Origin of the sequence: Serratia sp. H402Y (assembly GCF_051172415.1) — a bacterium.
GTDB classification, from domain to species: domain Bacteria; phylum Pseudomonadota; class Gammaproteobacteria; order Enterobacterales; family Enterobacteriaceae; genus Serratia; species Serratia ureilytica.
On sequence record NZ_JBPIYZ010000003.1, the window covers coordinates 342,602 to 354,339 of the forward strand.

Below are 11,738 nucleotides of genomic sequence, written 5' to 3' on the forward strand. Positions count from 1 at the left end.
GGGGTTGAACATCTCTCCTGCATCCCTGCAATCTCTATCGTCACCGATCGTTCCGCCATTGTCTACCTATGGTCAGGGCGGCAGGATGACGACAGTATAAAAAATGACTTACAGCGTCAGGTCAACCTGCTGGTTGTCGATAAGCCGCGCTTTGCCCAGCCAGGCGGCCATCAGCACCACCGCCCGTTGGCTGTCCACCGTCAGCGGCTGCAGGCTGTCGGCATCGCGAATAAACAGCTCATCCGGCGTAAAGCCGGCGGCGCGCAGTTGCTCGGCGGTCTGTTCCAACAGCGTTTCGACATGGCGCTCGCCATTGGCCAGCTGCTGCGCCAGCGCGTTCATGATTTTGCTCAGCTGCGGCGCAACCTTGCGCTCTTCGGCGGTCAGGTAACCGTTGCGTGAACTGAGGGCCAGGCCGTCTTTGGCGCGCACGGTCGGCACGCCGACGATGTCGATGTCGTAACCCATGTCCGCCACCATTTTGCGGATCAGCGCCAATTGCTGGTAGTCCTTCTCGCCGAAACAGGCCAAATCAGGCTGCACCAGGTTGAACAGCTTGCTGACGATGGTGGAAACGCCGCGGAAGTGGCCCGGCCGGCTTGCGCCTTCCAGAATGGTGGAGATGCCCGGCACGTCGACATAGGTTTGCTGCTCCAGCCCGTGCGGATAGACCGCGGCCGGGGCCGGCGCGAACACCAGATCGACGCCGCGGCGGGTCAGCTTCTCGCTGTCTTCCTGCAGCGTGCGCGGGTAGCGCGCCAGATCGTCCGGGCGATCGAACTGCATCGGGTTGACGAAGACGCTCACCACCACCACGTCGGCGCGGGCGCGCGCTTCATCGACCAGCGTCATATGGCCGTCGTGCAGGTTGCCCATGGTCGGCACCAGTGCGATGCGCTTGCCTTCCTGGCGCCAGCGGCGGATCTGCTGACGCAGCAGCGGCAGGGTTTCGATAATAATCATTGGGTGACTCCTGGAACCATCGCTTAGTTAAAAGAGTGTTCAGCCGCCGGATAGAGGCCTTGCTCCACTTCCTGAATGTAGTGTTGCACCGCCGTGCGGATATCGCCGCTTTGCGCCAGGAAGTTCTTGGCGAATTTTGGCGTGTGGCCGCCGGTGATGCCGAAGGCGTCGTGCATCACCAGGATTTGGCCGTCGGTGCCGTTGCCGGCGCCGATGCCGATGACCGGAATGGAGAGCGCTTCGGTGATCTGGCGTGCCAGCTCGGTCGGCACGCACTCCAGCACCAGCAGCTGAATGCCGGCCAGCTCCAGATTCCGCGCGTCCTGCAGCAGCTGTTTGGCGGCCAGTTCGTCGCGCCCTTGCACCTTATAACCGCCGAACACGTTGACCGACTGCGGCGTCAGCCCCAGGTGGCCGCATACCGGCACCGCGCGTTCGGCGAGCATTTTCACCGTGTCGCACAGCCAGCTGCCGCCTTCCAGTTTCACCATGTTGGCGCCGGCGCGCATCAGCTCGGCGGCGTTGGCGAAGGTCTGTTCCGGGGTGGCGTAACTCATGAACGGCAAATCGGCCAGCAACAGGCAGGCCGGCGCGCCGCGGCGCACGGCGCGCGTGTGATAGGCGACGTCGGCGACGGTGACCGGCAGCGTGGAGTCGTGGCCCTGCAGCGTCATGCCCAGCGAATCGCCCACCAACAGGACTTTAATGCCTTGCTCTTCAAACAGCTTGGCAAAGCTGGCATCGTAGGCGGTAAGGGTAGCAAACTTGCGTTGCTCCTGTTTCCACTGGCGCAAATGGGTCACGGTGGTGGGTTTCATCACAACGTCTCCTGAAACGGGCCGTGCGGCTTACGCAGGCCCAGGCTGCAAAAAAGTGCAGCCATTCTACTGTAACCCTATCGGGGTGGGTAGCGCGGATCGCCATGCTTAAGCGGTTCTTAAGAACCTTGTGGTGCAATGGCGTCATGACTCAAAAGGGATACTCATGCGAATTCTGCTGATCGAAGATGACAAACTGATCGGGGACGGCATCAAGGCCGGGCTGACCAAACTCGGCTTCAATCTGGACTGGTTCACCGACGGCGCGGTTGGTAAAAACGCCCTGGGCAGCGCGCCGTATGACGCGGTGATCCTCGATCTCAGCCTGCCGGGCCTCGATGGACTGGATCTCCTGCGCCAGTGGCGCCAGGCCGGGCAGGATGTGCCGGTGCTGATCCTTACCGCCCGCGATGCGTTGGAGCAACGGGTCAGCGGGTTGCAAAGCGGCGCCGACGACTATCTGTGCAAACCGTTCGCGCTGGCCGAAGTGGCGGCGCGCCTGCAGGCGCTGATCCGCCGTCGTCACGGCCAACTGATGCCACAGCTGACGCACGGCAACGTGGTGTTCGACAGCGCCACCCGCAGCGTGAGCTGCAACGGCGAACCGGTGACGCTGACGCCGCGCGAATTGGCGGTGCTGGAGCTGTTTCTGCACAACAAAGGGCGCGTGTTGGCGCGGCCGTTGATCCAGGAGAAGCTGTACAACTGGGACGACGAGGTGAGCAGCAACGCGGTGGAGGTGCATATTCACCACCTGCGGCGCAAGCTGGGCAACGGCTTCATCCGCACCATCCACGGCGTGGGCTATACGCTGGGGGATGCTCCGTGAAGCGCCTCAGCCTACGGCTGCGTCTGATCCTGATTTTCAGCCTGCTGGCGCTGCTGACCTGGTGCACTGCCAGCGTGGTGGCCTGGGTGATGTCGCGCAATACCATCAACGAAGTGTTCGACACCCAGCAGATGCTGTTCGCCAAGCGGCTGGCGACCGCCAACCTCGGCGATCTGCTGGCCGATGAAAGCGCGCGCAGCCTGCCGAAAACCAAGAAGCTGGTGCATCATGGCAAACGGGGCGAGCAAGATGATGACGCGCTGGCGTTCGCCATCTTCGATCGCCAAGGCAAGATGCTGCTCAACGACGGCGAGAACGGTGCCGACTTCCTGTTTGACGGGGAGCGTGAAGGTTTTACCGACGGCGAACGCAAAGGCGATGACGACAGTTGGCGCCTGGTATGGTTGACCAGCCCCGACGGGCGCTACCGCATCGTGGTCGGCCAGGAGTGGGATTACCGGCGCGATATGGCGCTGGGCATGGTGACCGGCCAATTGGTGCCCTGGCTGGCGACGCTGCCGGTGCTGATGTTGCTGATTGCGCTGATGGTCGGGCGCGAGCTGCGGCCGCTGCGTGCGGTGGCCGCCGGTTTGCGTCGGCGCGCGCCCGATGACGCCACGCCGCTGGATGCGCGCCAGGTGCCAACCGAGGTGCGCCCGCTGGTGGATGCGCTCAACGCGCTGTTCGCCCGCATCAATGCGCTGCTGGTGCGGGAGCGGCGTTTCACCTCCGATGCCGCGCACGAATTGCGTAGCCCGCTGGCGGCATTGCGGGTGCAGACCGAAGTGGTGCAGTTGGCGGGGGACGATGCGCCGATGCGCGAGCACGCGCTGGACAATCTGACGGTCGGCATCGATCGCGCCACCCGGCTGGTGGATCAGCTGTTGACGCTGTCGCGGCTGGATTCGCTGTCGGATCTGGCCGAGCTGGCGCCCATTGACTGGAACGAACTGGTGATGATGACCCTGGCGGAACAGGATCGGCTGGCTCATGCGGCGGGCGTGACGCTGCGTTATGAACAGCAGGGAACGCCGCCGGTGCGTCAGGGGCAGACCTTGCTGCTGTCACTGTTATTGCGCAACTTGCTGGACAACGCGGTGCGTTACACCCCGCAGGGCGGCGCGGTCACCGTGACGTTGAGCGAGCGCTCGCTGACGGTAGAGGATGAGGGGCCGGGGGTGACGACAGAGCATCTGGCGCGGTTGGGGGAACGCTTCTATCGCCCGCCGGGACAGGAGCAAACCGGCAGCGGGCTGGGGTTATCGATCGTGCAGCGTATCGCCGGCTTGCATGGTTTACAGGTCAGTTTCGCCAATCGCCCGACAGGCGGGTTCGTCGCGCGGCTGGCGCTGTAGGCGGGTCAGGATTTCGGTTTTGGCGAGTGCCACAGCGCCATGCCGTTTTCCGGCACGCGCTTGAGGCAGCTGGCGAGCGGTTCGCCATCGGGGAAAATCAGATCGGGGGCGATTTCCGCCAGCGGGTAGAGCATGAATTCGCGCTCTTTCAGGCCATAATGCGGTACGGTCAGGCGATCGGTATGGATCACCTTGTCGCCGTACAGCATGATGTCTAAATCGAGCGTGCGCGGCCCCCAGCGTTCATCCTTGCGCACGCGCCCCTGATTGCGTTCTATCGCCTGGGTATGGTCGAGCAGCTGTTCGGGCGGCAACAGGGTATCCAGCGCCACCACCGCGTTGAGAAAGTCCGGCTGGTTTTGCGGCCCCAGCGGCTTGGTGCGGTAAAACGAAGAACAGGTGACCAGCCGGGTGCGCGGGAGATGCTCCAGCGCCTCCAGCGCGGCGTTAACCTGTTGCAGCGGCTGCGCCAGGTTGCTGCCCAGCGCGATATAAACGCGGATCATTATGCCCCTTCTTTACGCGGTGCCCGGCGACGAGGACGGCGTTGACGCGCGCGACGCGGCGCCGGATCGTCACCCAGGGTGCTCAACATGGCTTTCTGCCGCGCCGGCGTGGCGTCCTGGAACTCACCCCACCACTCGGCCAGACGCAGCATCTCCTGATTGTCTTCCACTTCCGCACGCAGCGCCAGCAAATCATAGGCGGCGCGGAATTTCGGATGTTCCATCAGTTTGTGCGCGCGTTTGCCCTGACGACGAGACAGGCGCAGCTGCAGCTGCCAGATATCGCGCACCAGCGTGGTAATGCGTTTCGGGATCGCCAGCGAGCGGCACTGCTCGTCGAGCACATCGTTCATCGCCAGCGCGAAGGCGTCGTAGTACGCCAGGCCGCTTTCCTGCGCCAGTTTCTGCGCGTGCTCCAGCAGCGGGTACCACAGCATGGCGGCAAACAGGAAGGCCGGGTTGACGCGCATGTCGTTCTGCAGGCGATGATCGGTGTTCTTAAGCACCTGCACCAGAATGCGCTCCATCGGCGTATCGTGGTTCGGCGTGAAGTTGCGGGCGATCAGCGGGAACAGCGGTTGGAACAGCTGATATTCGCACAGCTTCAGGTAGGTCTGGAAACCGTAACCCGCCTGCAGCAGCTTGAGGGATTCTTCGAACAGGCGCGCCGGTGGGATCTCATGCAGCAGAGAAGCCAGACGCGGGATCGGCTCGGCGGTCTCTTCACTGATGCGCATATCCAGCTTGGCGGCGAAGCGCACCGCGCGCAGCATGCGCACCGGATCTTCGCGGTAACGGGTTTCCGGATCGCCGATCAGGCGGATCACGCCTTGTTTCAGATCGTTCAGGCCGCCGACGTAATCGCGCAGGGTGAAATCCGCCACGCCGTAGTACAGGCTGTTGATGGTGAAATCACGGCGCTGGGCGTCTTCCTCGATCGAACCGAAGATGTTGTCGCGCAGCAGCATGCCGTTTTGCGCCTGCTGGGAGGAATTCTTGTCGGATTCCTGATTCTGTTCGTGGTGACCGCGGAAGGTGGCCACTTCGATGATCTCCGGCCCGAACATCACGTGCGCCAGACGGAAGCGGCGGCCGACCAGGCGGCAGTTGCGGAACAGCTTGCGCACTTGCTCCGGCGTGGCGTTGGTGGTGATGTCGAAGTCTTTCGGCTTTTTGCCGAGCAACAGATCGCGCACCCCGCCGCCGACCAGATAAGCCTCGTAGCCTGACTTGTTCAGGCGATAAAGCACTTTCAGCGCATTCTCGCTGATGTCTTTGCGCGAAATCGAGTGTTGTTCGCGCGGGATCACGGTCATCGAGTCGTTGCTCTCGGCGAGGGGGAAAGGCGGACGCTTGCGCGGCGTTGAGCGGCGGGCAGGGGCGTTGCTGCCGTTATCGGCGGCGCGCGGCTGCGGCGCAGGGCGGCTTGGCGCCGCGGCACGCTCTTCGCGGACTACGTTTTTATCGCCGGCCGCCGCGTCGTCGCGGGGCAGCTTGTCATCGCGGGTCAGTACCTTACGACAGAAGTTGGCTACTCGGGTAAAAATGGTACACCTCGATAGTGACTGATAAAAATGGAGCTAACAAAAAATAGCGGCTAATCATAGCTCACCATGGCTCCTTTGAGAATGCCGGCGTGTTTTCATCCAGAGGGATAGCCTCCTGACGCGGCACGTTTTCCAACCGCCAGTGTTCGATCGCCCAGCTCAATAATAATGGCAGGTCAAGATCTTGCCAGCTTTCCGGCAGCGGTTGGCGCAGAAATTTCAGCGCGGCGATCAGCACCGGGCGCGGATCGCCAGCGGGCAACGCCGGCGCATGGTTTTGCTTCGACAGTTTGATGCCGTTGGCGCCCAGCGCCAGCGGCAGATGCACATAGGCGGGCACCGGCGCCTGCAACTGGCGGTAAAGGGCAATTTGGCGCACCGTCGGTTCGATCAGATCGGCGCCGCGGACAATCTCGGTCACGCCCTGAAAATGGTCGTCGATCACCACCGCCAGGTTGTAAGCGAACAGCCCGTCGCGGCGGCGAATGATAAAGTCTTCTCCCGCCAGCGCCGGATCGGCGTGCAATTCTCCCTGCAGGCGATCGTGGAACCGGTAAACGGGGGCGGTCTGACGCAAGCGGATGGCGGCGCCCTGCGGGCCGAGCTGCAAATCGCGGCAGTGGCCGTCGTACAATCCGCCGATTTGCTGGATGCGGCTGCGGGTGCAGGTGCAGTAATAGCTGAGCCCCTGGCGCTGCAACAGATCCAGCGCGGCGCGATAGGCGTCGTGACGTTGGGATTGATAGATGACCTGGCCGTCCCAGTGGAGACCATAATGTTCCAGCGCGGACAGGATGCGAGCGGCGGCGCCGGGGACTTCGCGCGGCGGGTCGATATCTTCGATGCGAACCAGCCACTGCCCGCGTTGGGCGCGAGCCTGAAGGTAGCTTCCCAGAGCGGCAATCAGCGAGCCGAAATGCAGATCCCCGGAAGGCGATGGGGCAAAGCGCCCCACATAATGACTTTCTTGCATATCAGAGGGGAGGGGTTCCCTTTTCTCTGTGCGGCGCACGCGGATGCGCACGCCGCAGCGGTAACATACTCGTTATGCTTGAAACTGCATCTGTGTTAGCTGCGCCTGCTTACCCGAATCACTTACTTGAGTAAGCTCATCGGCATGCGCATTCTTGCCGCCTTGATGCAGCTCCAATCATGTAGAGTAGCGGTATTAGCCGGCCATCTGCTTTTCGCGGATCTCAGCCAGCGTCTTGCAGTCGATGCACAGATCGGCGGTCGGACGCGCTTCGAGGCGACGAATACCGATCTCCACGCCACAAGATTCGCAGTAGCCGAAATCATCGTCTTCCACTTTCTTCAGCGTTTTCTCGATCTTTTTGATCAGTTTGCGTTCACGGTCACGGTTACGCAGTTCAAGGCTGAACTCTTCTTCCTGAGTAGCGCGGTCGGCCGGATCAGGGAAGTTGGCTGCCTCTTCTTGCATATGCGATACAGTACGGTCCACTTCGTCCCTGAGCTGGTTGCGCCACGCTTCAAGAATGCGCTTGAAATGCGACAACTGGGCGTCGTTCATGTACTCTTCGCCCGGCTTCTCTTGGTACGGCTCCACCCCAGCGATGGCGAGAATGCTCAAGGACGAGGTTTTACGGTTTTGCCCTTCTTGCATGTTGCTTCTCCTACATACACACGCACTATCGAATCCCCAATGCGGGGGAAAAACAGGCCGCTATAAATAACAGAAGGAAGGTAGGTTGGCAATTATTCCTGTCGCCCGCTTGACAATCGTGTGAAGGAAGGCGTATTTGGCGATCGTGCTGGCCGGTTGTCTATTTATAGGGACCCGGCTGCGCTAATCGATAAAAAACGGCAGCTTATCGCAGAGATAAATACCGTCAGGTGATAATTTTGCCCTATAGCAAACCACTTCCACTCCCAACTGCCGGACCTGTGCCAACAGCGCCGCATAGCGCTCATCTATATGATGTGCCGGTGCGACCTGCTCAATACCGCTGTGTAACACGGCAAAGAACAATACCGCCCGTTGCCCGCTTTCAACCACGCTGAGCAACTCACGCAGGTGCTTTTGCCCTCTGAGCGTTACCGCATCAGGAAAGTAACCACGTTGTTGTTGCAGTAATGTGACTGACTTAACTTCAATATAGCAGTTAACCCGATTTTCTGCCTGTAATAACAAATCGATACGGCTGTTTTCACCGCCGTATTTCACTTCGCCGCTAATTTTACTGTAACCGGATAATTCATTGATTAAATTGTGTTCGATCGCCTCGCGCACCAGCGCGTTGGCGCGCAGGGTGTTGACGCAGATCCAGTGCCCCTGTTGGGTATGGGTCAGCTCCCAGCTGTGGGCGTATTTGCGTTTGGGGTTGTCCGAGGTGGAGTACCACACGGTGTCGCCGGGCGTGGCGCAGCCGGTCATGGCGCCGGTATTGGCGCAGTGCAGCGTAAAGGTTTCCCCTTCTGGGGTGATCACGTCAGCCAGAAAGCGTTTGTAACGTTTGATCAGCGTGGCGGAGCGCAGCGGTGGAGAAAAAATCATGGGGATGCCTGCTTGGCCAGCGGCCACTGTTCAAGGTGTTGGTAACGGGTGCGGCCGTTTTCGAACACCGATTCATACAAGGAAAAGGCGTCGGCGCTGAACGCCCAGCCCGGCGTCGCCGGCGGGATCGCCACCGGCTGGGTGGCGGCGCGCAGCAGCGTGATGTGCGGATGGAACGGCAGCGCGCTTTGATGGCAGCCGCTGCGTGCGGCCTGCGAACGCAGCAGCTCGGCCAGCTGCAGCAACCCGCGCGGCGCGCGGCGGGTGCCGAGCCAGACCACGCCGGGGCGCGGCCAATGGCCGAGATCGTCGAGCCGCATGCTGAAGCCGGGTTGAGCGATACGGCCGGCCAACTTACGCAGCGCCAGTTCTTTCTGTGCGCTGACTTCACCGAGAAACGCCAGCGTCAGGTGCAAATTGGCCGCCGCCACTGGCCGACCGGCCTCCGGTGCAAACGCCTCGGCGCGCCAGCGGACCACCTGCTGTTGCAGGGCGTCAGGCAAGGACAGGGCGAAAAACAGGCGGCGCGAATTGGACATAAGGGCTCGGCAAATGCATGACAATACGGTCGGGAACAGCGGTAAACGTTACTGGCAGCGGCCCCGCGAGGGGCGCGGCGCACGAATGAGCTCCGTACTATAGCTAACGCCGCAACAGTTTGAAAGGTTACGGGTATAAAGCTAATGCTACACTGTACGCCGTTTAACGCTAACCACTACGGAGAATTCAGTGTCTTCATTGCCCGTCAGCGCAGTGCTCGATGAGTTGCTGGCTGCGCTGCAGTCTGCCCCGCAGGTGCTGTTGCACGCCCCGACCGGTGCCGGTAAATCCACCTGGCTGCCGCTGCAGCTCCTGGCGAAGGCCGGGTTGCCGGGGCGCATTATCATGCTGGAGCCGCGGCGGCTGGCGGCGAAAAACGTCGCTTACCGCCTGGCACAGCAACTGGGGGAGGAGCCCGGCCAGACCGTGGGCTATCGCATGCGCGCCGAAAGTAAAAGCGGGCCGCAGACCCGGCTGGAAGTGGTGACGGAAGGCATTCTCACCCGCATGCTGCAGCAGGATGCCGAGCTGCAGGGCGTGTCGCTGGTGATCCTCGATGAATTTCACGAACGCAGTCTGCAGGCCGATTTGGCGCTGGCGCTGCTGCTCGACGTGCAGCAAGGGCTGCGCGACGATCTGAAACTGCTGATCATGTCGGCCACGCTGGATAACGCCCGTATGACGCAGCTGCTGCCGCAGGCGCCGGTGGTGGTGTCCGAGGGGCGCAGTTTCCCGGTTGAACGCCTGTATCAGCCGTTGGCCAGCCATCAGCGGCTGGAGGATGGCGTAGCGGCGGCGGTGAAGCGCATGCTGGCCGAACAGCCGGGGTCTTTGCTGCTGTTCCTGCCGGGCGTAGCGGAGATCAACCGGGTGTTGGAGCGTTTGACCGGCGAAGTGGCGAGTGATACCGATCTTTGCCCGCTGTATGGCGCTTTGCCTCTGGCGCAACAGCAAAAAGCGATTCAGCCGGCGGCGCCGGGCCGCCGCAAAGTGGTGTTGGCGACCAACATCGCCGAGACCAGCCTGACGATCGAGGGCATTCGGCTGGTGGTGGACAGCGGTCTGGAGCGCGTGGCGCGTTACGACGTGCGCAACGGTTTGACGCGGCTGGCGACGCAGCGCATCAGTCAGGCCTCGATGGTGCAGCGCGCCGGGCGTGCCGGGCGTCTGGAACCGGGCATTTGCTGGCATCTGTTCGCCAAAGAGCAGGCGGAGCGCGCTGTGGAACATGCTGAGCCGGAAATTTTACAGAGCGATCTCACCGGCTTCTGGCTCGAGCTGCTGCAGTGGGGGTGCCATGATCCGGCGCAGCTGATCTGGCTTGACGCGCCTCCGGCAGCGGCATTGGCGGCGGCCAGGGCGTTGCTGCACCGGCTGGGGGCCACGGATGACGGCGACAAACTCACCGCGCCGGGGCGCCAAATGGCCGCTCTGGGATGTGAACCGCGGCTGGCGGCGATGCTGGTCGCCGGCGCGGCGCTGAGCGCCGACGGCCTGGCGACGGCCGCGTTGCTGGCGGCATTGCTGGAAGAACCGCCGCGCGGCGGGCAGATGGATATCGGTTATTGGCTGAGCCGCCCGCAGCCGAACTGGCGGCAGCGCGCCGCGCAGTTGGCCAAACGTCTGCCGCAACGTGCGGGGCAAGTTGACGCCGATTTGGCGCCGCGGCTGTTGGCGCTGGCATTTACCGATCGCATCGCCCAGCGTCGCGGTCAGGATGGCCGCTACCTGCTGGCCAACGGCCTGGGCGCGGCGATGAACCAGGACGAGGCGCTGTCGCGCGCGCCCTGGTTGATTGTCCCCAACCTGTTGCAGGGCCACAACAGCCCGGATGCGCGTATTTTGTTGGCGTTGCCGGTCGATATCGAGGCGTTGGCGGCGCAGCTGCCGGCGATGGTCATGCAACGCACGGCGGTGGAGTGGGATGAAGAGAAGGGGACGCTGCGCGCCTGGAAACGCCAGCAGATCGGCCGTCTGACGCTGCGCGCGCAGCCGCTGGCCAAGCCGGCGGACGAAGAGCTGCAGCAGGCGCTGCTCGACTGGGTGCGCGCGCAGGGGCTGGCGGTGCTCAACTGGGAGGGCGCAGCTGAACAACTGCGGGTGCGCCTGCAGTGCGCGCAAGCCTGGCTGCCGGAGGCGGAGTGGCCGGCGATGGACGAAGAACCGCTGCTGGCGGCGCTGGAGCAGTGGCTGCTGCCGTCGCTGAACGGCGTGCGCGATCTGCGCGGATTGAAGCAGGTCAACCTCGCCGAGGCGTTGTCCCGGCTGTTGGACTGGCAGCAAAAACAGCGGCTGGATAATGCATTACCCACTCATTACACTGTGCCGACCGGCAGCCGCCTGCCGATCCGTTATGAGGCCGGCAAACCGCCGGCGCTGGCGGTGCGTTTGCAGGAAATGTTCGGCGAGCAGCGCAGCCCGATGTTGGCTGAGGGTCGCATCCCGGTAGTGCTTGAGTTACTCTCACCGGCGCACCGGCCGTTGCAAATCACCGGCGATCTGGCGGCCTTCTGGCAAGGCGCCTACCGCGAGGTGCAAAAAGAGATGAAGGGTCGCTACCCGAAACACGTATGGCCGGACGATCCGGCCACGGCGGCCCCGACGCGCCGAACGAAGAAATATCAGTAGGCCGCGAGCGTTTAAGGTTTGGAATTCAGATGTTTCT

The 11,738-nt window shown here is 62.5% G+C and carries 11 protein-coding genes; 3 read left to right on the forward strand and 8 right to left on the reverse strand.

What is annotated here, in order from left to right:
- Positions 1 to 108: 108 nt before the first annotated feature.
- Both panC and panB read right to left on the reverse strand, forming a co-directional pair.
- Positions 109 to 963, reverse strand: a complete 855-nt coding sequence (gene panC, locus ACSBQS_RS18275; RefSeq protein ID WP_033651336.1) for a pantoate--beta-alanine ligase — start codon at positions 961 to 963, stop codon at positions 109 to 111.
- A gap of 23 nt (positions 964 to 986) precedes the next feature.
- The gene (gene panB, locus ACSBQS_RS18280; protein ID WP_042785355.1) at positions 987 to 1,781 is read right to left on the reverse strand and encodes a 3-methyl-2-oxobutanoate hydroxymethyltransferase; all 795 of its coding nucleotides are present in this window, start codon (positions 1,779 to 1,781) and stop codon (positions 987 to 989) included.
- A gap of 166 nt (positions 1,782 to 1,947) precedes the next feature.
- On the opposite strand from panB, the gene qseB reads away from it, so the two are divergent.
- Both qseB and qseC read left to right on the forward strand, forming a co-directional pair.
- On the forward strand, positions 1,948 to 2,610 hold the full coding sequence (gene qseB, locus ACSBQS_RS18285) for a quorum sensing response regulator transcription factor QseB (protein WP_033651337.1): 663 nt from the start codon (positions 1,948 to 1,950) through the stop codon (positions 2,608 to 2,610).
- On the forward strand, positions 2,607 to 3,965 hold the full coding sequence (gene qseC, locus ACSBQS_RS18290) for a quorum sensing histidine kinase QseC (protein ID WP_042785354.1): 1,359 nt from the start codon (positions 2,607 to 2,609) through the stop codon (positions 3,963 to 3,965). Before qseB ends, qseC begins: the two co-directional genes overlap by 4 nt.
- A gap of 5 nt (positions 3,966 to 3,970) precedes the next feature.
- Here qseC and folK read toward each other — a convergent pair whose 3' ends face one another.
- The 6 genes from folK to thpR form a co-directional block, all read right to left on the reverse strand.
- Complete coding sequence (folK, locus tag ACSBQS_RS18295; RefSeq protein WP_004937558.1) at positions 3,971 to 4,471, reverse strand: 2-amino-4-hydroxy-6-hydroxymethyldihydropteridine diphosphokinase; 501 nt, start codon at positions 4,469 to 4,471, stop codon at positions 3,971 to 3,973.
- Positions 4,471 to 6,018 (reverse strand): polynucleotide adenylyltransferase PcnB, encoded by a 1,548-nt coding sequence (pcnB, locus tag ACSBQS_RS18300; protein WP_071883579.1) that lies wholly within the window; start codon positions 6,016 to 6,018, stop codon positions 4,471 to 4,473. The genes folK and pcnB overlap by 1 nt, the downstream gene beginning before the upstream one ends.
- A gap of 61 nt (positions 6,019 to 6,079) precedes the next feature.
- The gene (gene gluQRS, locus ACSBQS_RS18305; RefSeq protein ID WP_033644703.1) at positions 6,080 to 6,991 is read right to left on the reverse strand and encodes a tRNA glutamyl-Q(34) synthetase GluQRS; all 912 of its coding nucleotides are present in this window, start codon (positions 6,989 to 6,991) and stop codon (positions 6,080 to 6,082) included.
- 195 nt (positions 6,992 to 7,186) lie between these two features.
- Entirely contained in the window at positions 7,187 to 7,642 is a 456-nt protein-coding gene (gene dksA / locus ACSBQS_RS18310; RefSeq protein WP_004937569.1) for an RNA polymerase-binding protein DksA, read from the reverse strand.
- A gap of 183 nt (positions 7,643 to 7,825) precedes the next feature.
- Positions 7,826 to 8,533: a DNA/RNA nuclease SfsA gene (gene sfsA / locus ACSBQS_RS18315; protein WP_072627010.1), complete on the reverse strand. Its 708-nt coding sequence runs from the start codon at positions 8,531 to 8,533 to the stop codon at positions 7,826 to 7,828.
- Entirely contained in the window at positions 8,530 to 9,072 is a 543-nt protein-coding gene (thpR, locus tag ACSBQS_RS18320) for an RNA 2',3'-cyclic phosphodiesterase (RefSeq protein ID WP_042785353.1), read from the reverse strand. The genes sfsA and thpR overlap by 4 nt, the downstream gene beginning before the upstream one ends.
- Positions 9,073 to 9,262: 190 nt before the next feature.
- Here thpR and hrpB point away from each other — a divergent pair, with 190 nt between their 5' ends.
- The gene (gene hrpB, locus ACSBQS_RS18325; RefSeq protein ID WP_197749897.1) at positions 9,263 to 11,701 is read left to right on the forward strand and encodes an ATP-dependent helicase HrpB; all 2,439 of its coding nucleotides are present in this window, start codon (positions 9,263 to 9,265) and stop codon (positions 11,699 to 11,701) included.
- Positions 11,702 to 11,738 lie beyond the last annotated feature (37 nt).